Source organism: Methanobrevibacter sp. (assembly GCF_045114555.1).
In the GTDB taxonomy this organism is placed as follows: Archaea; Methanobacteriota; Methanobacteria; order Methanobacteriales; family Methanobacteriaceae; genus Methanobrevibacter.
Window position 1 is genome coordinate 1 of the sequence record NZ_JBGUKT010000008.1, and the last position, 22,575, is coordinate 22,575.

Annotated in this window: 18 protein-coding genes; 13 read left to right on the forward strand and 5 right to left on the reverse strand. The window is 32.5% G+C overall.

All coding sequences use genetic code 11. The features are described 5' to 3' along the window. Nucleotides 1–43 precede the first annotated feature (43 nt). From ftsY to ACJMLB_RS01150, 6 genes are all read left to right on the forward strand, one after another. Entirely contained in the window at nt 44–1,474 is a 1,431-nt protein-coding gene (gene ftsY / locus ACJMLB_RS01125; protein WP_405322985.1) for a signal recognition particle-docking protein FtsY, read from the forward strand. Between the two features lie 375 nt (nt 1,475–1,849). Then, nucleotides 1,850–3,574, forward strand: a complete 1,725-nt coding sequence (locus ACJMLB_RS01130) for a Na+/H+ antiporter NhaC family protein (RefSeq protein WP_405322987.1) — start codon at nt 1,850–1,852, stop codon at nt 3,572–3,574. 195 nt (nt 3,575–3,769) lie between these two features. Continuing rightward, the gene (locus tag ACJMLB_RS01135) at nt 3,770–5,260 is read left to right on the forward strand and encodes a sodium-dependent transporter (RefSeq protein ID WP_405322989.1); all 1,491 of its coding nucleotides are present in this window, start codon (nt 3,770–3,772) and stop codon (nt 5,258–5,260) included. A 300-nt stretch (nt 5,261–5,560) separates the two neighbouring features. Beyond that, nucleotides 5,561–7,975 (forward strand): hypothetical protein, encoded by a 2,415-nt coding sequence (locus tag ACJMLB_RS01140; RefSeq protein ID WP_405322992.1) that lies wholly within the window; start codon nt 5,561–5,563, stop codon nt 7,973–7,975. A gap of 184 nt (nt 7,976–8,159) precedes the next feature. Then, nucleotides 8,160–8,690, forward strand: a complete 531-nt coding sequence (locus tag ACJMLB_RS01145) for a hypothetical protein (RefSeq protein WP_405322994.1) — start codon at nt 8,160–8,162, stop codon at nt 8,688–8,690. A 95-nt stretch (nt 8,691–8,785) separates the two neighbouring features. Then, nucleotides 8,786–10,600 (forward strand): thiamine pyrophosphate-binding protein, encoded by a 1,815-nt coding sequence (locus tag ACJMLB_RS01150; protein WP_405322997.1) that lies wholly within the window; start codon nt 8,786–8,788, stop codon nt 10,598–10,600. Nucleotides 10,601–10,635: 35 nt separating this feature from the next. On the opposite strand, the gene ACJMLB_RS01155 is transcribed toward ACJMLB_RS01150, so the two are convergent. The 4 genes from ACJMLB_RS01155 to ACJMLB_RS01170 all read right to left on the reverse strand — a co-directional run bounded on the left by ACJMLB_RS01155 (nt 10,636) and on the right by ACJMLB_RS01170 (nt 13,715). Beyond that, nucleotides 10,636–10,995: a hypothetical protein gene (locus tag ACJMLB_RS01155; RefSeq protein ID WP_405322999.1), complete on the reverse strand. Its 360-nt coding sequence runs from the start codon at nt 10,993–10,995 to the stop codon at nt 10,636–10,638. Between the two features lie 5 nt (nt 10,996–11,000). Continuing rightward, complete coding sequence (locus ACJMLB_RS01160) at nt 11,001–11,735, reverse strand: hypothetical protein (protein ID WP_405323001.1); 735 nt, start codon at nt 11,733–11,735, stop codon at nt 11,001–11,003. Between the two features lie 54 nt (nt 11,736–11,789). Then, a complete protein-coding gene (locus tag ACJMLB_RS01165) occupies nt 11,790–12,278 on the reverse strand; it encodes a GerW family sporulation protein (RefSeq protein ID WP_405323002.1) in 489 nt (162 codons plus the stop codon). A 294-nt stretch (nt 12,279–12,572) separates the two neighbouring features. Beyond that, nucleotides 12,573–13,715: a pyridoxal-phosphate-dependent aminotransferase family protein gene (locus ACJMLB_RS01170; RefSeq protein WP_405323004.1), complete on the reverse strand. Its 1,143-nt coding sequence runs from the start codon at nt 13,713–13,715 to the stop codon at nt 12,573–12,575. 230 nt (nt 13,716–13,945) lie between these two features. Between ACJMLB_RS01170 and ACJMLB_RS01175 the strand changes: the two genes are divergently transcribed. The 5 genes from ACJMLB_RS01175 (at nt 13,946) to ACJMLB_RS01195 (ending at nt 19,523) form a co-directional block, all read left to right on the forward strand. Further along, a complete protein-coding gene (locus ACJMLB_RS01175) occupies nt 13,946–15,028 on the forward strand; it encodes a metallophosphoesterase (RefSeq protein WP_405323006.1) in 1,083 nt (360 codons plus the stop codon). A gap of 112 nt (nt 15,029–15,140) precedes the next feature. Next, entirely contained in the window at nt 15,141–16,406 is a 1,266-nt protein-coding gene (locus tag ACJMLB_RS01180) for an aldo/keto reductase (protein ID WP_405323008.1), read from the forward strand. Nucleotides 16,407–16,643: 237 nt separating this feature from the next. Further along, nucleotides 16,644–17,432, forward strand: a complete 789-nt coding sequence (gene surE / locus ACJMLB_RS01185) for a 5'/3'-nucleotidase SurE (RefSeq protein ID WP_405323011.1) — start codon at nt 16,644–16,646, stop codon at nt 17,430–17,432. An 86-nt stretch (nt 17,433–17,518) separates the two neighbouring features. Next, nucleotides 17,519–18,256 (forward strand): 6-hydroxymethylpterin diphosphokinase MptE-like protein, encoded by a 738-nt coding sequence (locus tag ACJMLB_RS01190; protein WP_296870475.1) that lies wholly within the window; start codon nt 17,519–17,521, stop codon nt 18,254–18,256. 148 nt (nt 18,257–18,404) lie between these two features. After that, nucleotides 18,405–19,523, forward strand: coding sequence for an ORC1-type DNA replication protein (locus tag ACJMLB_RS01195; RefSeq protein WP_405323014.1), 1,119 nt, complete (start codon nt 18,405–18,407; stop codon nt 19,521–19,523). 74 nt (nt 19,524–19,597) lie between these two features. Here ACJMLB_RS01195 and ACJMLB_RS01200 read toward each other — a convergent pair whose 3' ends face one another. Then, nucleotides 19,598–20,062, reverse strand: a complete 465-nt coding sequence (locus ACJMLB_RS01200) for an archease (RefSeq protein ID WP_405323016.1) — start codon at nt 20,060–20,062, stop codon at nt 19,598–19,600. Nucleotides 20,063–20,317: 255 nt separating this feature from the next. Between ACJMLB_RS01200 and ACJMLB_RS01205 the strand changes: the two genes are divergently transcribed. Together ACJMLB_RS01205 and ACJMLB_RS01210 are read left to right on the forward strand one after the other, a co-directional pair. After that, entirely contained in the window at nt 20,318–20,506 is a 189-nt protein-coding gene (locus ACJMLB_RS01205; protein ID WP_405323017.1) for a hypothetical protein, read from the forward strand. A 527-nt stretch (nt 20,507–21,033) separates the two neighbouring features. Then, on the forward strand, nt 21,034–22,482 hold the full coding sequence (locus tag ACJMLB_RS01210) for an RtcB family protein (RefSeq protein WP_405323018.1): 1,449 nt from the start codon (nt 21,034–21,036) through the stop codon (nt 22,480–22,482). The last annotated feature ends 93 nt before the right edge of the window (nt 22,483–22,575 follow it).

Genomic DNA, 22,575 nt, shown 5'->3' on the forward strand with positions numbered 1-22,575 from the left:
AAAAAATTTAAATTATAATACTTATTATTAGGCAGGGATAAACTTGTTTGATTCATTAAAGAAAAAATTTGCTGATGCAAGTGGTAAGTTAAGAAATAAAGTTGAAGATGAGGCTAAAGAAGCCAATAATGTAGAATTAATCGAAGAAGCTAGTGAAGAGTCTTTTGATGAAATTGATGAATTTGAAGAGATGGAAGAATTTTCAGATGAGGATGAAGAGATTTCTGAAGAAGAATTAGATGAAATGCTAGATGCTGCTTTAGAAGAAGAGTCTGAAGAAGAATTGGGAGATGAATCTGATGAAGAAGTTAAAGATGAGGATAAAAAGGAAAAATCCGGATTCTTAGGTTTCTTAAAAAGAGATAAAAAAGAAGATTCTGAAGAGTTAGATGAATCTGAAGAGGAACTTGAAGAAGCAGCAGAAGAAGGCGAAGAAGATTCTCAACTTGAAACTGTTGAAGGTTCTCAAGAGATTCCAGAAGAAGATGAAGAGGAAAAAGAAGAGGAATCTAAAAAATCCAGACGTTCATTATTCAGACGTAAGAAGAAAGAAGCATCTGATGATGAGTCTGAAGATGAGGATAAAAAGGAGAAATCAGGCGGATTCTTATCATTCATTAAGGAAAAGTCAATATCTGAAGATGATGTTGAGGATATATTATTTGAACTTGAATTAGGTCTTTTAGAAGCAGATGTGGCAATGGATGTTTCAAGTGTTGTTGTTGAGTCTGTTAAAAACGACTTGGTTGGTCAAAAAATAAAAAGAAGTAGTGATATTGAGGAATACACTTATAAAGCTCTTAAAAATGCTGTGGCTAAAATCATTAACATTGAAGGAAAATCAATGACTGAACTACTTGAAGAGAAAGTTGCTCAAGGGGAGCCTCTTGTTGTAATGCTTGTAGGTATCAATGGTACTGGAAAAACCACCACTATTGGAAAACTCTCTAATTATTACATTAAAAAAGGTTATACTCCAGTTATTGCAGCATCAGATACATTTAGGGCAGGTGCTATTGAACAGGTTCAATACCATGCAGATAATTTAGGTGTTAAATTAATCAAGCATGAAAAGGGATCTGACCCTGCAGCTGTAGCATTTGATGCAGTTCAGCATGCTAGAGCTAAAGGAAAAGAGCTTGTATTGATTGACACTGCTGGAAGAATGCAAACAAACACTAACTTGATGGATGAAATGAAAAAGATTCGCAGAGTATCTAAACCTGATTTGGTCGTGTTTGTAGGTGATGCATTAACTGGTAATGATGCAACAGAACAGGCAAGGAAATTCAATGAAGCTATTGATATAGATGGTGTCATACTTACCAAGGCCGATGCCGATTCAAAAGGTGGTGCTGCACTTTCAATTGGTTACATCATTAAAAAACCAATTTTATTCTTAGGTATGGGACAATCCTATGATGACATTAAGGAATATGATGCTGACTGGATGTTAGAGCAAATATTCTCTTAAATTCATCATCTTTTATTTTTTATTTTTTATTTTAATCTTATTTTACTAATTTTAATCTTATTTTTCTCTTATTTTACTAATTATAATCTTATTTTACTCTCATTTTATTAATTTTAATCAATTTTAAAGCTAAATTTACTGAATTATAAAGTTAAATTTATATATTAATTTTATAAATATATTATATATTAATTAAGTAAAATTTTGTTTAATATTTTGCATAATGTATTAAATGCTATGTTTTTACTTATTATGTTGAACGGTTTTTAATTTTTATTTATAATCTAAAATATCTTATTTTGGATTTTTTTAAATAAAATTTCTTACAATCGTTTAATTCGTATTTTTTTAATTTTTTATAAAAATGGTGTGATTATGGAAATGAATAGAAATTTAAAAATTGGATTGATTGTAGCTATTTCTGTAATAGCTCTTTTCGTTTTATCCTTGCTAATTACCAATGCACCAGCTGGAGACGATAATGCAGTTCGTTTCGGTATTTTAACTCTCTTACCGCCTCTTGTGGCTATTGCTTTAGCATTCATAACCAAAGAAACTATTTTATCTTTGTTTATTGGGGTTTTCGTTGGAGAATTTATGGTTTCCGTCAACGATTTAAACATTATCAGTTCTGCTATCAATGCATTTTTAGCAATGGGTACTCAAATTATTTCTTGTATGGCTGATCCTTGGAATGCAGGTATTATCCTTCAATGTTTACTTATTGGTGGTATCATCCAATTAGTAACCAAGATGGGTGGTGCAAAAGCTTTAGCGGATGAATTTGCTAAACGTGCTGACACTCCTAGAAAAGCTCAATTATTCACTGAACTTTTAGGTTTATGTGTATTCTTTGACGATTACGCTAACTCTTTAATTGTAGGTCCTATCATGAGACCTGTTATGGACAAACTTCACGTATCCAGAGAAAAATTAGCATTTGTAGTAGACGCAACTGCAGCTCCTGTTGCAGGTATCGCTATTATTTCTACCTGGATTGGTTTAGAACTCAGTTTAATTACCCAAGGGTTCCAATCCATTGGAATGAATGTAAGTGGATTCGGTATATTTTTACAAACTATTCCATTTAGATTCTATAACATTTTAATCTTAATCTTCATTGTTATCTCTGCACTTACTTACTATGAATTCGGACCAATGAAAGAAGCAGAGAAAAAAGCACGTGCTAGAAAAGAAGATGAACCAGTCGAATCTCTTGAAGCAACCAGTTTTGATGATGTTAAACCGGTTGAAGGTATTAAATTATCTGTTTGGAATGCAATTATCCCTATTGGTGTATTGATTGTTGGTGCACTTATTGCATTCTACTGGAGCGGATATACCACTATCTTAGGTGGAGAAGATCAAGCTTTAATTACCTTAATGAAAACCTCCCCATTATCATTCAGCGGTATATTTGAAGCATTAGCAGCTTCTGACGCATCTGTTGCTTTGTTCCAAGCAGCATTGCTTGCTTCCATTGTAGCTATTCTCATGGCTGTACTCCAAAAGATCATGACCATCGAAGAAGCTATCAGTGAATGGGTAGGCGGTATGAAAACTATCGTTATCACTGGTGTAATCTTACTCCTTGCTTGGTCCTTAGGTGGAGTTATTGGTGAATTAGGTACTGCTGATTATTTAGTAGGTGTATTGGCAGGTGCAATACCTATATTCATCTTACCAACATTAATCTTCGTTTTAGGTGCTTTGATTTCCTTTGCAACAGGTACTTCCTATGGTACAATGAGTATTTTAATGCCATTAACCATTCCTCTTGCTTGGGCAGTAAACCCTGAAATGGGCTTTGTAATCGTATGTACCAGTGGTGTATTGACTGGAGCTATCTTTGGTGACCATTGTTCACCAATTTCAGATACCACAATTCTATCATCCATGGGTACAAGCTGTAACCACATTGACCACGTAAGTACTCAGATATACTATGCAATATTCGTTGCAGTTATTGCTATCATATTCGGCTACATCCCTGCGGGATTCGGTATCCAATGGTACATTTCAATCCCTGTAGCTATTGTAGTGATGTACCTCGGATTAAGAGTGCTTGGTGAAAAAGTACCTTTTGATGAAGTTGCTTAAATATGATTTTTACTTAAATGGTTTAATCCATTTAAGTTCTTTTTCTTTTTTATTTTTATTTTTCAATACATTATTTTTTATAATTCTAATTAACCCTATTTTTTATCAAAATACTTAATTATTTTAACAAGTTTTATTTACTAGTTTCAATTAATATATTCTTATTGTATTTTTATTATTTATGTAGTGATTTTTATGGCGTCTGAAAAGTCTGTGTGGGATAGTAACATTGCTTTTGTTTTGGCAATGATTGGTTCTGCTGTTGGTTTAGGTAATATTTGGCGTTTCCCAAATGTTCTTTATTCCAATGGTGGTGGATCATTCATGATTCCTTATATAGTTTCTCTATTTATTTTAGGAATCTCATTTGTTTTGGTGGAATATGCAGTAGGATTTAAATTCAAAACATCCTTATCTAAGATATTTTTTACAATTAAGTCTAGATTGGAACCGATTGCCTGGTTTATCATATTGGTTGTATTCTTGATCACAACATATTATGTTTGTGTAGTTGCTTGGGATTTGATATATGTCGTTTTGAGTCTTACCAAGGCATGGGGTGCAAATCCTGATTTGTTCTTTACATTTAGTGTTTTGCATGCATCTGATTCCCTTTCAGGTATTACTACCATTGTTCCATGGGTTTTCATATCTGTTCTTCTTGTTTGGTTAAGTTCATGGTTCATCGTCCAAAAGGACTTGAATGAGGGTATTGGTAAAGTAAGCAAAATATTATTGCCTGTCTTAGTTTTAATTGTAATTGTAATTGTTGCATTTTCCTTGACTTTACCTGGCGCTTCAATAGGTTATACTCAGATATTCACTCCTAACTGGTCTGCATTAACAAATTTAAATGTATGGCTAGCTGCATTTGGTCAGATTGTATTCTCACTTAGTTTAGGTATGTCCATTGCTCTTACCTATGCAAGCTATCTTCCTGAGGATTCCAAATTAACTGACAATGCTTTGATTGTAGCATTTTCCAACTCCGGATTTGAAGTGTTCAACGCTATTGGGATCTTTTCAATCTTAGGATTTATGGCTTTAACAAGTGGAATACCATTCAATGAATTGGTTACTGAAGGAACCGGTTTGGCATTTGTTGTTTTCCCAAAGGTATTTAATGTAATGGGTCCTTGGTCATCTGTTATTGGGCCATTGTTCTTCTTATGCATTTTATTTGCAGGTCTAACTTCTCTTATGGCATTGCTTGAAGTGGCTTCATTTGCGATTTCTGAAAAATTCGACTTTTCAAGAAGAAGATCCGCTACTTTGGTATGTATTGTTGGATTCTGCATATCCTGTTTATTCTCAACTGCTGCAGGAAGTTACCTATTAGGAATCTTTGACGCATTCCTAAACAACTTTGCATTGCTATTTGGAGTATTCCTTGAATGTATAATCTTTGGATGGATATATAACTTTGACGAACTTGTTGAAGTGTTAAACAGCCATTCAACCATTCAGATGGATCCATTCTGGAAGATTATTATCAAGTATATCTTACCTGTTTGTATCTTTGTATTATGGGCTCAAGGAGTTTATAGCACTATTTTAACTGGAGATACTACAAGCCATATGGTTATGCTTGCTTTAGCAATCGTTCTTGTAGTTGTTCCAATAATATTCACTCTATTGCCTGCAAGTAATGAGGATTATTATAAACCAATCCAAGAGGAAAATTAAAATTCCTCTTTATTTTTTCTTTTTATTTTTTTCATCATAGCTTTTTTCATTTATTTTTACTATTTTTCAATACTTTCACACTTCCACCTTCACATTTTAACTATTTTCACTGGTCTTACTATTTCCACTATTTTTTCATAATTTTTCACAAAATAAGCAAATTTTTTAAATAATTAAAACTTTAATATATTTATAATAATAAAATCTAAAATTAAATTATTTATGAGATGTAATTTAAGATATGTGAATATTTTAAAATATTTGTTTAAAAACTGATTATTCTTATTGATGTGATGTAAGATGGGTGATGAAATTATAGGAAATAGATGGGATAGTTCAACAGGTTTCCTAATAGCTATGATAGGAGCCATTATTGGGCTGTCTGGAATTTGGAAATTTTCTTATCTTATGTATGAAAATGGTGGAGGAACATTTCTTATACCATATATTCTAGCTATTGTAATCATGGCTATTCCTATTTTAGTATTGGAATTTGGAGTGGGTTTCAAGTTCAAGTCAAGCCTGCCTAAGGTGTTTTATAATATCAAGTCAGAGTTTGAAATCATAGCCTGGTTCATTGTGTTCTTGATTTTTATAGTGCTGATTTATTACACTTGCATAATGTCTTGGGACCTTATCTATATTGTCCTTAGTTTATTTAAAGGATGGGGCAATAATCCTAGTGTTTTCTTTACAACAACATTGCTTCATAGCACCTCTAATCCATATGGGCTAACTTATCTTGTAGTTCCTATTGGAGTTGGCTTGATAGCAATATGGGGTTTGATTTATTTATTCTCCCGTAAGGAAATCAACAAGGGAATCTTGACAATCAGTAAAATATCTTTAATATTATCCTTTGTATTGTTAATCGGAATGTTATTGTTCTCTCTCCAATTGCCCGGATCACGTACTGGAATAATGGCATTGTTTAATCCAAATTGGTCTGTGCTTTTGGATTTTAATGTATGGCTGGCTGCATTTGGCCAACTGATATTCTCATATGGTTTAGGCTATGCCATTGCAAGCACATATTCATCTTACTTGGGAGACAATGCAAAACTGATTGACAATGCATGGATCATTGTTTTGGTAAGCCTTGTCTTTGAAGTGTTGGTTTCAGTTCTACTATTTGCAATTATGGGTTTTATGGCATTAGGAAGGAATATTCCAATAACTAGTTTAGTTAGTGATAGCTTTTCATTGATATTTGTTGTTTTCCCAAATGTATTCAATATAATGGATCCATGGGTTTATATGGTGGCTCCAGCATTTTTCTTGCTTGTATTTGTTGGTAGCTTAAGCACTGTTTTAGCTTTAATTGAACCATTATCCAATGCAATAAGTGAAAAATTCGGATGGACAAGGGATAGGGCTGTTAGACAGCTTGTTTTAGTTGGATTGTTCCTGTCATTTATATTTGCAACTGGTATGGGTGAATACCTTTTAAGAATTACAGATTCATTCATAACCCAATTTGCGATTATATTAGCTGTTATTCTTGAAATAATTGTTTTAGGTTGGGTTTACGATATTGAAGACATACGTTCCGTCTTAAACAGCAATTCCTACATTAAAGTGGATAAATCTTGGATTATTACAATTAAATTTATCATTCCAATAATTTTGACCATTATCTGGATTTTAGGAGTTTACAATTTAATTCTTGTTGGAGATAGGCAAAGCTTGCTTGTGCAATCAATCATTGCTTCAATATTTGTAATTGTTCCTTTGGCATTAACACTTATTCCTTATAAAGGAGATTACTCCCTTGATTTGTCAGATAATAAAGGTGGAGTGAACTACTTCAAGGAAAAGGAATATGTTGAAAAGACCATTGATGACTATGCTGAAGAGGAGCATAATCATTTATTTGATAAAAACGGTTCATTTGTAAGTCCTTATAAGTCTTTTAGAAATAGGTTCAAAAGGGAGGATAATGATGATGAGAAGATGGATCTTGTTGAGGAAGACAAATCAAAATCCAGAAGATTAAACAGATTTGGAAGTTCAAAGTCCAAATCAGGTAAAAATGTTCTAAAAAATGTGGATTTGTCCTCTGAAGAATTTGATTCTCCTTATGATGAAGACTTTGATGACAAATATAATCACTATGATTATGAAGATTCACATTATGATGCAGAGGATTCCACTTCATCTAATGGCAAAAAGAAATCAAAATCATTGTTCGATAAAATAAACATGTTCAATAGAGACAAGGGAGAGTCTGATTTGGATGATGAGTTTGAGGATGTGAGTTTTGATGACGATTTTGGAGAAGGAGATTACATTTCCCCTATTAGGGATGAAGAGGATAATCCTAGAAAACCAAGACATACATTTAAGAGCTCTAAGGATGCAGATGTTTTTGACAATTTAGATGATTATGTTGAAAAGCCTAAAGCTAAACCTAAATCCAAGTCAAAAGCCAAATCTAAGTCTGAATCTAAGTCTAAATCTCCTAAAAAACCTAAAGTTGAAGAACCGCCTGAAGAGGAGTATGAGGATTTCAGTGATGATTTCTTTGATGATGGAGTATTCGGTGATGAAGGATACGAATCCCTTTTGGATGATTATGTTGAAAAGCCTAAGGCTAAATCTAAAACATCTAAAAAGAAATCCAAATCTGTTAAAAGAGAACTAAATGATGATGAAGATAGATATTATGACTATGAAGGAAAAGGGGCAGATTCTGTTTTCAATTTAGACGACTAAATTGTCATGCTTTTCCAATAGTTAATGGTGTTTATTATCAATTTTTATTTTTTACCTTTTCTTTTTTTATTTTTTAATTTTTTTAATTTTTTATATTAAATTTAGCTATTTTTATAAATATTTTATAATAATATATATAAAGATGAAAACATAATTAATATTATCTTAAAGAAAGGTGTATTATATGGATAAAAAAATGGCTATTTTAATAATTGCTGTATTTTGTTTATTATGTGTAGGTTCATACTTGATATTTGAACCTGGCAGAGATGTCACTTATCATCAAATCAATTTAACAAATTCATGCTCTGCTAAAGTCCCAGTGACTAATCAAATATCTGAATATACGGATAATCTGGACATTCATTACTATTCTGATTATGATTATGGTCTCAACATTACAAGTTTTAATAATGGGTCCCCAGTTACAGGATCACAGGGGCTTTTAAGATTCAACAATATTAAACAAGAGGTTTTAGGTACTGAAAAAGCAAAAAATGGCAATTTCACTTATTATAAAAACAATAAGCTTGGAACCTATACTGTATTTGTTGAGGATAAAATGTCAAATAACTTTATTTTAATGTCTTCAAAGGATTTGACAATTTTGAATAAAGTTTATGATAGTTTAGAGGCAAGAATAATTGTAGACGATTATGAGCTGCAACAGATGTATTCAAACAATACCTCTAACAATTCATCTCATTATTATTAACTTTTTAATTGTTTATACTAACTTGTTAATTGTTTATATTGACTTTTTAATTGTTTAATTTTTTATTTTTTTAATTTTTCATTCAATGTGATAATATGAATACTGCAGAGGCATTAATCAAATTGCTTGAAGAGGATGGTGTTAAACATATATTCGGACACCCTGGAGAGCAGATACTCCCTTTTTATAAGGCTTTAAAGGATTCTTCAATCGAACATATTTTAACAAGGCATGAACAAGGAGCTGCCCATGCAGCAGATGCCTATGCTCGCTCATCAGGCAATTATGGATTATGCATTTCCACTGCAGGCCCTGGCGCCATGAATTTGGTTATGGGGGTTGCCACTGCCTTTAAGGACTCTGTGCCTCTTCTTGTTATTACAGGGGATAACGACTATTCAAAAAAGGATGAGGATATCTTTCAAAATTCTCCAATCAACAGTGTTTTTGAAGATATCACCATCAAGAGTTTTCATCCCTCTTCTGGAAAATCCGCTATTTTTAATTTAATTGAAGCTTTAGTCATGCTTCATAAATATCCTAAAGGGCCAGTTCATATTAATTTATCTAAAGACATTCTACTTGAGGGCATTGATTTGGATGATGTTGACTTGAAGGGAATAGTCGACTCTTTTGGTCATGATATTTTCAATCTTGTTGATTCTAGTTTGAGAATATTCGATGAAAAGATTTCCAGTTTTGATGATTTCTATGAATTGATAGATATCTTTGATAATCATTTCATTTATTATGGTGGAAAATTAGTGTTCATCGATGATCTTCATAGCAAATTTGACTCTTTTTCAAAAAATAGTGTGGAAGATGTAGATAACAATATCAACTTAGCTATTGAAAAAGTCAAACTTTCACGAAAACCATTAGTCATTGTAGGAAATGGTATAGTTTGGGGTAAAGCTATCGATAAATTAAGCACTCTTGTAAGTAAAACATGGGTGCCTATCGCAACTACTTTTCACTCTAAAGGAATCATCAGTGAAAGCGACAAATTGAACCTTGGCATTGTTGGTCTGAGGGGAACTTCACTTGCTAATTATGCATATGAGAATTCAGACTGCATTTTGGTTTTAGGTGCAAGGTTATCTGAGCGAACCATTGCTGCATGTGACTATGCTGATGTCAAGGATAAGATAATTCATGTAAATATTGATGAGGATTGCCTTAAGGGCAATATCAATCTTTCAATGGATGCATCAGAATTTTTATATGTATTATTAAAAGAAATTGAATCTAAGGATTATAAGAACAATGAATTTATACTCTATAATGATTGGATCAATGAGATTTACTCTCATTATGAAGAGTTGATTGTTGATGGAATTGATGATGTTGAGGTTAATTACATTCCATTGAGGCCACCTTATGCAATCAATAAGATCGTAAATGCATTTAAGGGAAGCTATTTCCTGTCAGATGCAGGCACTCATACAACATGGACAACATTGCTTTCCAAAAATGACAAGTTTGGAAAACTTCTCTTTTCAGGAGGATTCGGTCCAATGGGTTACGGTTTGCCTGCTTCCATTGGTGTAGCTATTGCCCATCCTGATGACCAGGTCGTTGTCATATGCGGTGACGGTGATATTCAGATGGTCATTCAGGAATTGGCTACCATTAGGGAATATGACTTGAATGTGAATATTTTCATTATAGATAACTCACAATTGGGAATAATTCGCCAATGGGAAGAGACAGTTTATGATATGGATAAGTATCAAATAGAATTGGCAAATCCAGATTTTGCAAAATTGGCTGAGGCTTATGGAATCGATTCTATGAAAGTGGAATCCAGAGAAGATCTTGATTTGGCTATTGATGGAGCATTCAGTTCCAATCATGCATTTTTGGTTGATGTATGTGTATGTGAAGAGAATATTCCTTTGCCTAAATGATATTTTCAACTTAAAATATCTATTAAATCTATTTTTTAATTTTTAGTTTTTTCTATTTCAAGGAATTCTTTTAATAGCTTGTTTTTATTTTTTTCAATAAATTGATCATATTTTTCATCAATTGATTCAATTTGATAATCCAATTCAGAATTGTTTTTAGTTTCCAAAATATAAGCTATTGGTTCAATGTCTAGATGGGATATTGAATTTTCAGCATTTTTATTATTAGTCAATATTTTTAGCTTATCTATTCGGCTTTTGGATGGATTCATGTCAATTGAAATGATATCCACTTTAAAAATAAAGTATATATTATCATTGAATACAGGAACAGCTTCGCTAAACTCATAAAATGTTTCTTTTTTAAAGCTATTCATTATTTCCTTTCCATCCATTTAAATCACTTTTTAGTTTTTTGTTCATTATCATTTATTGATTCATTTTTTGCATTATCTTTAGATTTCTTTTGTCTATAGAGTTCTTTAATCAGTTCTCTAATGTTCTTTTTAGTTAATAAAGTTAAACTATGAATCAATAAGAGTAAAATATTTATTTTTAATTCTATTTTCCCTTCAAAATCAGTTATCACTTCGTTAAATCTAGGCTCTACACTTAGTTGTGTTGGCTTTGAGCTGTTTACAATAGCGCCTATTGACCAGATCCAACTTGCTATTTTTACAGTAGTTGTATGGTCGCTAAGACCAATTATCAGATTTCCTTCAAGTTTCTTTAAGTCGATTGCTTTTAGAATATTATTCAAGAAGCCTTTCAATTCCTCTTTGGATTTCTTTAGCTCTTTTAGGATTGGTTTAATCTCTTCATATTTTTCTTTTAAACCTTTTTTATCTTCATCTTCCTCTCCTTCAGATTCAGATTTTTCCTCGTTTTCTTCAGATTTAGATTCTTCCTCCTCTTCTTCAGAATCTTTATCTTTCTTAGACCTAATGCTATCTATTATTTCTTTAGTGCCTTTTCTTGTAAAAATAGCTATTTTCAGTATAGTTACTTTAAATTCATATTTAACTATGCCCTTTTCTTTTTCAACGGTTAAAAGTAGTCTTATTCCGTTGTATAAAATTATTAAAAATATGATGATTAAGGCGATTAGGATAATTAAAAAAAGATTAAAGTTCATTTTATCGCCTTTTCATATTTATTTTTATTAGACTTATTTTATATGATGATTTATTTATTCATCATCATCATCTATTTCAATGTCTAATTCCTCTTCCACTTCATCAACGATGTCTTCAGCTTTTTCTTTTATTTCTCCATCTTGGATTTCAACTTCAGTAACATCATCAACGTTTATGTACTCATCATCTTTCTTTTTTGATGGGATGACATCTTTTAGAACATCGGTCAAGATTAAGCCTAATTCGTTCAATGTCTTGTTAGCACTGTTTCCTTTTGATAAGTTTATGGTTCTGATTCCGTCTGCACCGTTGTTTCCTTTTGATACGACAACCATGGTTACAGGCTCAACACTTACACCTGCACCGGTTGCAGCTATTTCTTGCCCTGCTTTCTGTTCTCCTATTCCAAATCCTACTGCAGCTTTAGTTACAGGAATCAATATTTTGTCTTCGCTTTCAATAGGTTCTCCAATATAGTTGCTTATGTGAATAAGTTTTCTTAATTCTTCTACAGTTGTTTTAATTGGTGCTTCATCTATCATTTTTTAGCTCCTAATTTTCTTAAAATTCTATAATTTTTAATCATGGTTTGTTATTAACATATAATATATTATATTTTTTTGATATAATTTTTTACTATTTGCATGTATATGTTAGATACAGTTATATGTTAAAAATACATTCCATATGTTAAAATTATATTACATTCTATATAAATGTTTCTAAGTTTGAGTTAATTTTTTTGAAAAAGAGATGCTTGATTTGTAAATTCAAAAGTAAAAATAAAATGGAATAAAACAAGAAAAATAAAAAAAAGAAAAAAAGAAGAAATGGGTTTAAATGTAATGATCAGCAAGAGCTGCTACACCTGCACCTGCATCTTCAACTAAACCTAATCCTTTTAAGGTTAATCCTAATGCAGTAAAGGTAATAGCTAATTCTTGGTAATTGATTACACCCATGTGTCCAATTCTGATGATGTTTCCTTTAAGATGGTCTTGTCCACCAGCTAATTGAACTTTGTATTTGTTTAACATGGTTCCTCTGATGTCATCGTCAGTTACACCTTCAGGAATGTTTACTGCGGTTACAGTTGCAGAGGATACAGCTTCATCAGGGAATAATTCAAGACCTAAAGCTTTAACAGCATCTCTTGATGCAGCTGCTGCTTGGTGGTGTCTTGCTACACTGTTTTCAAGTCCTTCTTCATGGAGTACTTCAAGTGCTGCTTTTAATCCGTAAATCAATGAAACTGATGGGGTGTAAGGAGTTTGAGCAGGAGTTTTGTTACCATTTGCTCTGTATTTAGGCATGTTTAAGTAGTAGTTGTTAGGTTCTACTTTTTCACATGCTGCCCATGCGTCATCATTGAATGTGATTGCTGCAAGTCCAGGTGGTGCAGCGAGACATTTTTGGGATCCGGTTACACAAGCGTCAATGTGGAATTTGTCTACATCTACATAGTCCCCACCTAAGGAGGATACGGTGTCTACAATGAATAATGCATCGTAGTTTTTCACGACTTCCCCTACTTCTTTAATAGGTGCAGCCACTCCAGTGGAGGTTTCGTTGTGAATCATGGTCACTGCCTTGATGTCTTCATCTGCTTCTAAAGCTTCTTCAACTTGGTCAGGGGTTACAGCAGTTCCCCATTCAACATTTAAAGGTACTGATTCAATTCCATGGTAGTTTGCAATTTCTGCAAATCTTTCTCCGAATTTTCCTCCAATAACATTCAATACTTTGTCTCCTCTGTTAACAAGGTTGGAAAGAGCTGCTTCCATTGCAGAAGTTCCTGAACCAGTAAGGATGTAAGAATCATTTTCAGTTTGGAAAGTTTTAGACATTAACTGAGTGGTTTCAGTATAGATTTCTCCGAATTCGTCTCCTCTGTGGTTTACAACAGCTTTTCCCATTGCTTGCAATACTCTTGGGTCAGCGGTTGTTGGACCAGGGAGCATTAATAATATTTCGTTCATTTATTCTCCTCCAATATATAATAAGAATTATGAGCTTGAGTGGATAATTTTTAATTGTTTTTTTATTAGATTTATATTATTATTTTAAAGTTATAATAATATGTCAAGCTATATATAACCTTTCTTTTTAATAGTTCTTAAATATTTTGTCGGCACTTTCTTTTCTTTATTAGGTTAATTATGATAATTTTATAAATGACTTTTTAAAGATTAATATTAGAGGTTTTCTTATGAGTTTCAGAACAAGAAGAGTGTTAAGAACCACCCCACTCATTGCAATATTTGAGTTTTTCCTAATGAAATACTTGTTTTTATTGTTTGGTGGATTGGATGATTCATATTTGCTTTTATTAACAGCTCTTTTTGTTTTATTGAATACAGTGCCTATGTTTTTTGAAGAGAAGAAATCCAGATTCATAACAAGAGCCTTGGATGAGATATCCGGATTTTGGATTTGGATGTCCTTGTTTTTCTTCTTTGACATTCTATTTATTTACATTATTGGCACTTTTATAGAAATTCCGTTTTACATTATAGTTGCCCTTCTTCTATTGGTTCCTATAATAACAATCTATAGCTATTGGCATGCTCATAGAATAATCATTCATGAGAAAACAATTGAACTTGACAAGATCAATCAGGACATTAACATTGTCCACTTATCTGATGTTCATTTTGGAGCAATCAGACATAATAAAATCATTTTAGACTTAAGGGATAATCTAAATGAATTGTCTTCCACTTGTGATTTGGCAATCCTCTCCGGCGATTTCGCAGATGGGTCTTGTGTAGTTGAGGAGGATGATTTCCTCCCACTTAAAGATGTGGATATTCCAATTGTCTTTACAGCAGGAAACCATGACTTTTATCCTGGAATTGAAAATGTTTATAATGCCTGCAGGAAAGCTGGAATCCTCATTTTGGATAATGGAGGAATGGAATTTAAGGATTTGAATATATTTGGACTAACATTTAGCTTTGAAGATATTGAAACAGTTACTGCAAATGACTTGAATGAATTCATTCAAGAAGATAAGGTAAACATTATCAATTTCCATGCTCCTCAAAACTGGGAAGGCTTTTCAAGATTGGGATTTGACATTCAATTGTCTGGCCATACTCATGGGGGACAGTTCTATCCAGTTGTTTGGATAGGGGATTTGATTTGGTATAACAGAGGTCTTTTTAAGACTAAAATAGGTGGAAAGGATAGGTATTTGCATGTTACAACTGGTGTTGGTTCAATGGACTATCCTTTTAGATGGGGAACTGACAGTGAACTTGTCATATTGAAATTAAGGAAGAAAAATTAATTCAAATTATTATTTATTATCATAGAATCATTATCATAGAATTATTATCATAGAATTATTATCATGGATTTAGCATTATATCATATGTTATTAGTATATTTAAGGGGTTTAAATGGTTAAAAGAATAGTTAAAAAGAATGGGGATGAAATATTCCCTCTTGGTATAGGGGCTATGAGACTTCCTACCAAAAACAATTCCATTGATAGGGAAAGCGCTCAGGAATTTATCTTATATGCTATTGAAAATGGAGTGAATTACATTGACACTGCCTATGCATATCATGGTGGAGAAAGCGAATCATTTTTAGGAGACATCCTAAGCTTGACTGGTGCTGATGGAGTGAAATATAGGGATAAAATCAAATTGTCCACCAAATTGCCTTCCTGGATGGTAAGGTCAAGGGAGGATATGGATGCATTCTTAAATGAGCAGTTAAGAAAGCTTCAGACAGATTTCATTGATTACTATTATGTTCATAGCGTTGACTTGTCAACCATTTTAAGGCTTAAGGATTTAGGGCTTTATGAATTTTTGGAAAAGGCAAAAGCTGATGGCAAAATCAGAAATATTGGTTTTTCCTATCATGGGTCTCCACATGAATTCAAAACTCTAATTGATGATTTCCCTTGGGATATGGTGCTTGTCCAATACAATTATTTGGATGTCAATGCACAGGCAGGAATTCGTGGAATTCAATATGCATATGAAAATGATATTGCAGTATTTGTTATGGAACCTTTAAAGGGAGGGCTTCTTGCAGGAGAGCTTCCTCCGGAAGTAAGTGCCTTGTTTGATGAAGTTGATTCCAGCAAATCCTCTGTTGATTGGGCTTTGAGTTGGGTTTTCAATCAGAAGGAAATCACTTGCGTATTGTCTGGAATGGGTTCTCTTGATCAAATGAAGGAAAATATGGTTATTGCAGAAAGGGTTGAGATTGATTCATTGTCTGATGATGAGTTAGATGTACTGGATAAGGCTCAAGGCATTTTCAATTCAATGATGAAGATCAATTGCACAGGCTGTGGCTATTGTCTTCCGTGTCCTAGAGGGGTTAATATTCCAGATTGCTTCAATGTCTATAATGAAAAGTATTTGTTCAATAAAAAGGCATTTGGTGTGCTTCCACATGCTATGGTGAATTATTACATGGTTGTTGGTGGAATAACCAATAAGCAGGCAAGTGCAGGACTTTGCAATCATTGTGGCAGATGCAAGAGATTATGCCCTCAGTCTCTCGACATTCCAAATGAATTGGATAGGGTAAAATCAGAATTTGAACTACTTGGATTCAATTATCAAATCAAGTTTGTAAAGAATGTTGCAATGCCTTCAATTAATAAGATATCTAAAGTTTTTGACTTCTTTAAGCATTTTTAGATATTTTTTCTTTTTTTTTTATTGTTTTTAAAGATTTTAATTTTTATTTTATTTAACTAATTTTTATTTTATTTAACTAATTTTCATTTATTTAATCATTTTAGATATTCTCTGTTTTTAATTAATTTCTATTTTTTCATGAAATCATTTAAGAATTTATAAGTATTATTAAAAATAAAATATATTTAAGAAAAAACTTGAGTAAAAACTTAAGAAAAAATTTTATGAGGTCTTTTTATGAAAAACATTTTAATATCAAATGATGATGGTGTTCTTGGTCCAGGTATTTTAGCCAATAAACAAGCACTTGAAGACTTTGCTGACGTTACTGTTGTAGCTCCTCAAGAGAATAACAGCGCTGTAGGCCGTAAAGTCAATATCATGAAACATATGTATTTGAAAGAGTATGAATTGGCTGATGGAAGCAGTGCTTATGGATTGTCTGGAACTCCCGCAGATTCTGTCAATGTAGGTATTAATTATGTTTGTGATGAAAAGCCAGACCTTGTTGTAACCGGAATCAATCCTGGAATCAACATAAGTAGATTCCAGATCACCACATCCGGTACAGTTTGTGCAGCACTTGAGGCAGTTGGACTTGGAGTGCCAGCTATTGCATGCTCATTGTTTTTGGATGACGATTGCTTTAAGCAGGACGAAGAAGGCAATTGGTATGTGGATACAGATTATAGCTTTGCTCAAGAGATTCTTGCTAAAGTGGTTAGGAAGGTCTTGGATGAAGGTCTTCCTGAAGGAGTTGACCTCTTTAACTTGAATATCCCTTCCAAGCCATTGTCCGATAAGATTAAGATAACAACCCTTGCAGATAGAATGCTTGACTTCAATATCCTTGAGAGAGTTGATGATGAGGGGAATGATACAGTCATGAATGTGCCTCAATTGATTGAAGAATATGAAGAGGGAACTGATGGACATTGTTTATTGGTTGAAAGAAGGCCTAGCCTGACTCCTTTAAGCGTTGATTTTGGTGGTAAAATCACTGGATTGGAAGATTGGGAATTTTAATTTTTTTAATTGTAAAGTTTCAAATCATAAATTTTTAAATTATAATCATAATCATTAATTATTAAGGCATTAATTAAGGTGTAAATATGGATTTTAATGAATGGGAAGGATGGTATAAGGAAATTCTTGAAACTCTTGGATTTTTAAGAGATGATGATGAGAAAACTGCAGAATTATTGGATAAGATTCTTGATGAAAAAGGTTGCTTGACCATTGAGCAATTCTTTGATGAAATGATGGAGAAAAAAGACACTTCCAAATTCATTGTTGTTGGTGCGGGTCCTTCCATAAAGAAGCATATTAAATATGTAAAGGAAAATTATGACTTGAATGATTACCTTATTGTTTCTGCAGATGGCGCTACAACTGCAATGCTTGAAGATGATCTTGTTCCAGACATTGTTGCCACTGACTTAGACGGCAAGATGGAGGATTTATTGGCTGCAAATTCATTGGGATCCTATTTTGTCATCCATGCCCATGGAAACAATGAGGAACTCATAGATAATTGGACCACCAAATTTGATAAAATACTTGGAACCACTCAATCAGTGCCTATAGGTCATTTATACAACTTCGGTGGTTTTACTGATGGTGATAGGGCAATGTTTTTTGCCATTGCATTAGGTTGTGAGGAAATGGTTCTTGCAGGAATGGATTTTGGAACAACTGTAACCAAATATTCAAGACCTAACATTGAAGGGGCAACAGGTCCTGCAGATGAGATTAAAACCAAAAAGCTAATCTTTGCAGAAAGATTGCTTGCTTGGATAAAGGAAAACACTGATGTAAAAGTGATTAATTTAGTTGATATTGACAAATAATCATTTTTATTACTTTTTATTTTTATAATTTTTTTTAATAACTTTCTTTTCTTAATATTTTTTATGAATTTTCTTTTTTTATTAAAATTTGTATGCCATTATTAAAATTAAAGAACTTTTTTATATAAGTTAACATATAATAAACTATATGGCAATAGAAGATATTTTGATGGGAGATGAAACATTATTCCAAAACATAAATGCATTTAATCCTGATTATATGCCTGAAAACTTTAATTTTAGGGACAGCCAAATGGAAGGGATGGCTATGTGCATTAGGCCAGCTATTCAAGGCGGACGCCCTACCAATTCAGTGATTATGGGATTATGCGCTACAGGGAAAACAACAGCGCTTAAAAAGGTTTTTGAATTGGTTGAACACACCACTGATAAGGTGGTTTGCTGTTACATTAATTGTCAATTGCACACAACACGTTTTGGAATCTTTTCTCAAATTCATAAAAAATTATTTGGACATCAACCTCCAGAAACTGGAGTTCCTTTTTCAAGAGTATATGAAAAGGTCATGAACAAGCTTTCTGCTGACAATAAAGCATTGGTTGTTGCTTTTGATGATGTTAATTACCTATTCCAAACACAACATGCAAATAAAATATTTTATGATATTTTAAGGGCTTATGAGGAATTTGAAGGAGTAAGAACAGGTATTTTTGCAATTCTTTCCGACTTGGAATTCAGATATGCTCTCGACAAGAATGTGAATACTGTATTCATTCCTCAAGACATTACATTCCAGCCATACACTTATTCTGAAATATTCAGCATTCTTCAAGACAGGGCTAGATCTGGATTCTATCCTGGAGTGATTTCAGATGAAATCATTGAAGAGATAGCTAATCACACAATTGAAGTGGGAGATTTAAGGGTTGGAATTGACCTTCTTAGAGTATGCGGTAATATTGCAGAAGCGAATGCAAGCAGATCCATTACTTTAGAGCATGTTGAAGAAGCGGTATCCAAACAAGGTTCCATTAATTTGATGGAAACCATCAATTCCTTAAATGATATTGAAAGGACTTTGCTAAGGGCGGTTGTTGATAGTGATGAAATACTGACTGCTGGCGATTTGTCTAAACAATTTAAGGAAGAAGCAGGAGTTAGCTATGCTACATTCAACAGGACTCTTGAAAAACTTGAATTCTTAAGATTGGTGGACACTAAGTTCACTGGAAAAGGAGTTAGAGGAAATTCAAGAGAAATCATTTTAAGATTTTCACCTGAGGATATTAAACGCTGTAACCTTTAGATTTAATATCCCTTCTTTTTTTATTATAATTCTATTAAATTTTATTATAATTTTATTATTTTATTATAATTTTATTATAAGTCTAAAATAGCTCTAAGCTTAAAGACACCATTATCTTCTTTTACGCACATTTTATGAAAAGTGATGGCTTTAACTTCGGATTTTGGGCTATGTACATTCCAATCTATTTCCTCACCGCAAGCAAAACAAGTCAATTTATAATTTTCTAGATTGGAAGACTCATCATCAACTATTTTTTCAATATTCACTTTAAAATCAGAAAAGAACAGGAACTCTGTATCCTGCAGGAACAAAAGCTCTTCTAAATAATCGTATAAAAGAGAAACCAAATCCTCTGAAACTATTTCAAATTCTCTGGATTCATCTTTTTTTACCTTGCTTATATCTGTTATAACATTGAACATAGCAAGTCCTGCATTTTCGTATGCCTCATTTAAAGATCTCCCATAGGCATGAAATCCAATGTCTGCAGTGACATCAAAATAATCATATTTATCTAGTTTTTCATTATTTTCCATAGCTATGCACCAATATTATTTCATTATTAAGTTTATTATTAATTCTACCAATTAATTATTTAATTTTAATATTATATAAACTGCTTGAAAACCAATTGGAAAATTGTTTTCATTCCTAAATAAATACACTTGAAATCCAACCCCATATTAGTTTTCAAATGCTCTCTTTCTCTTTTTTTATATATGCTTTAGAACTTAGTAGTATTACAGAGAGAAAATTTATAAGAAAACTTAAATTAAAAATGAGGTGAAAAAATGATAAAGCATACTAACAACACTTGTGACTTAAGAAGAAAAACCAGCATTGTGGATCCTATGAACTTCCACAACCTTAGAATTGATTTTAAAGATTGCATGGTAATATTTGTAGTTCTTACAGTATTACTTTTATCTATTTTAGCTGTTAGCGCAGCTCCAAGCCCAGAAATGATGAGCTGGGTATAATTAAACAAAACCAAACCCATTGTTTATTAAAGGATGTAACCATATAAGATAAAAACTACTAAAGATTTATGAATATTATCGTGCAATTTCTTAAAAAGAACATCTCATAAATATTTAGATTTTTATAAATTACATAGTTTACATCCTTTAATCAATGTGTTTTTAAAATTAAATTTTTATTTTTATTTTATCATTTTTTAAACACTAAAAACTCAATAACCATCATTTAATCCTTTACACCATACATCAATTTTTACTTTTTTTAGATCCATTTGATTGTGTAATTTTTAAATGCATTTTTCAAATATTCATTTTTTGATTTTGTTAGTTTTAATTTCAACAATTAATTTTAAATGTATTATAAAACATAACTATAATATTATATTAGAAATTATATTAGAATTTAATTAGACTTTAATTAGAATTTATATTAAATATAATTGAAATTCATAATTTTTATACAAAAAATTTTATACAAACTTATTATTTAATATTAAATTTTTATTTTAACTTATTCCGTGATATTTATGTCAGTTAAAGAAAATCTTGAAAAGGTAAGAGACAATGTATGGGAACTTCCAAGTAGCTATAGAAAGGAAATGAGAGTTCCTGGAAGATTGTATCTTGATGATGAATCCGTTAAGGATATTGAAGAGGGAGCTCTTGAGCAAGTGGCAAATGTAGCTTGCATGCCAGGTATTCAAGGTGCATCAATAGCTATGCCAGACATTCACTTTGGATATGGTTTCAGTATTGGTGGTGTAGGAGCTTTCAATTACAATAATGGTGTTGTAAGTCCTGGGGGAGTAGGTTTTGACATTAACTGTGGAGTTAGAATGCTTAGAACTAACTTAACAGAAGACGAAATCAAACCTAAGCTTAAGGAACTTACTGAAGTCTTATTTAAGAACATTCCATCAGGTGTAGGAAGTAAAGGTCAAATCAGACTTAAGGACAATGAAATCAATGAGGTTTTAGACTACGGTGCTTGGTGGGCTGTAGAACGTGGATTTGGTTGGGAAGATGACCTTAAGTTCTTGGAAGAAAACGGCAGAATGAAGGATGCTGAATCCGCTGTTGTAAGTGATAAGGCTAAAAAAAGAGGAATTCCTCAATTAGGTTCATTAGGTTCCGGAAACCACTTCCTTGAAGTTCAAAAGATTGAAGAGATTTATGACGAAACTGTAGCAAAGGCATTTGGTCTTGAAGCGGGATCAATAGCTATTATGATTCACAGTGGTTCAAGAGGTTGTGGACACCAAATCTGTTCTGACTATTTAAGGCAAATGGATAAGGCTTATAGAAATTATAAAATCAATATTCCTGATAGGCAATTGGCTTGTGCACCTATTGATTCCAAAGAGGCACAAGGTTACTTGAAGGCTATGGCTGCTGGTGCTAATTATGCATGGGCAAATCGTCAAATGATGTCCCATTGGGTTAGAGAATCATTTGAGGAAGTGTTCTCCCGCAGTGCTGATGATATGGGCATGAGCATCATTTACGATGTTGCACACAACATCGCTAAAAAGGAAGTTCATAAGGTAAAAGGTTCCCATATGGAGGTTCTTGTTCACAGAAAAGGAGCTACTCGTGCATTTGGTCCTGGAAGACGTGAAATTCCTAAGGAATACAGGGATGTAGGACAACCTGTATTGATTCCTGGAACTATGGGCACTGCTTCTTACATTTTGCACGGTACTGATGTTGCTATGGAAGAGACCTTCGGTTCAACCGCTCATGGTGCAGGAAGAGTCCTATCAAGAACTGCTGCTAAAAAACAATTCACCGCAGAAGGAATCAAGAAGGAATTGAATGCAAAAGGAATTCATGTAAAAGCAAATTCCGCTCCTGTTTTAGCTGAAGAAGCGCCAGGTGCTTATAAAAACGTTGATTCAGTTGTTAAAACATCTCATGATGCAGGAATTGCTAAATTAGTTGCAAAAGTTGTTCCTTTAGCAGTTACAAAAGGATAATATTATCCTTTTCTTATTTTATTTTGAATTTTTAATTAATTTATTAATTTATAAAATAATTGTTTTATTAATTTATTAAGACAATTATTATTT

Excerpts from the sequence above, each read along its gene's own strand:
- ACJMLB_RS01130 (WP_405322987.1), top strand. The coding sequence starts at position 1,850 with ATGGAAATGAATAGAAATTTAAAAATTGGATTGATTGTAGCTATTTCT.
- ACJMLB_RS01135 (WP_405322989.1), top strand. The coding sequence starts at position 3,770 with ATGGCGTCTGAAAAGTCTGTGTGGGATAGTAACATTGCTTTTGTTTTG.
- ACJMLB_RS01140 (WP_405322992.1), top strand. The coding sequence starts at position 5,561 with ATGGGTGATGAAATTATAGGAAATAGATGGGATAGTTCAACAGGTTTC.
- ACJMLB_RS01145 (WP_405322994.1), top strand. The coding sequence starts at position 8,160 with ATGGATAAAAAAATGGCTATTTTAATAATTGCTGTATTTTGTTTATTA.
- ACJMLB_RS01150 (WP_405322997.1), top strand. The coding sequence starts at position 8,786 with ATGAATACTGCAGAGGCATTAATCAAATTGCTTGAAGAGGATGGTGTT.
- ACJMLB_RS01155 (WP_405322999.1), bottom strand. The coding sequence starts at position 10,995 with ATGGATGGAAAGGAAATAATGAATAGCTTTAAAAAAGAAACATTTTAT.
- ACJMLB_RS01160 (WP_405323001.1), bottom strand. The coding sequence starts at position 11,735 with ATGAACTTTAATCTTTTTTTAATTATCCTAATCGCCTTAATCATCATA.
- ACJMLB_RS01165 (WP_405323002.1), bottom strand. The coding sequence starts at position 12,278 with ATGATAGATGAAGCACCAATTAAAACAACTGTAGAAGAATTAAGAAAA.
- ACJMLB_RS01170 (WP_405323004.1), bottom strand. The coding sequence starts at position 13,715 with ATGAACGAAATATTATTAATGCTCCCTGGTCCAACAACCGCTGACCCA.
- ACJMLB_RS01175 (WP_405323006.1), top strand. The coding sequence starts at position 13,946 with ATGAGTTTCAGAACAAGAAGAGTGTTAAGAACCACCCCACTCATTGCA.
- ACJMLB_RS01180 (WP_405323008.1), top strand. The coding sequence starts at position 15,141 with ATGGTTAAAAGAATAGTTAAAAAGAATGGGGATGAAATATTCCCTCTT.
- surE (WP_405323011.1), top strand. The coding sequence starts at position 16,644 with ATGAAAAACATTTTAATATCAAATGATGATGGTGTTCTTGGTCCAGGT.
- ACJMLB_RS01190 (WP_296870475.1), top strand. The coding sequence starts at position 17,519 with ATGGATTTTAATGAATGGGAAGGATGGTATAAGGAAATTCTTGAAACT.
- ACJMLB_RS01195 (WP_405323014.1), top strand. The coding sequence starts at position 18,405 with ATGGCAATAGAAGATATTTTGATGGGAGATGAAACATTATTCCAAAAC.
- ACJMLB_RS01200 (WP_405323016.1), bottom strand. The coding sequence starts at position 20,062 with ATGGAAAATAATGAAAAACTAGATAAATATGATTATTTTGATGTCACT.
- ACJMLB_RS01205 (WP_405323017.1), top strand. The coding sequence starts at position 20,318 with ATGATAAAGCATACTAACAACACTTGTGACTTAAGAAGAAAAACCAGC.
- ACJMLB_RS01210 (WP_405323018.1), top strand. The coding sequence starts at position 21,034 with ATGTCAGTTAAAGAAAATCTTGAAAAGGTAAGAGACAATGTATGGGAA.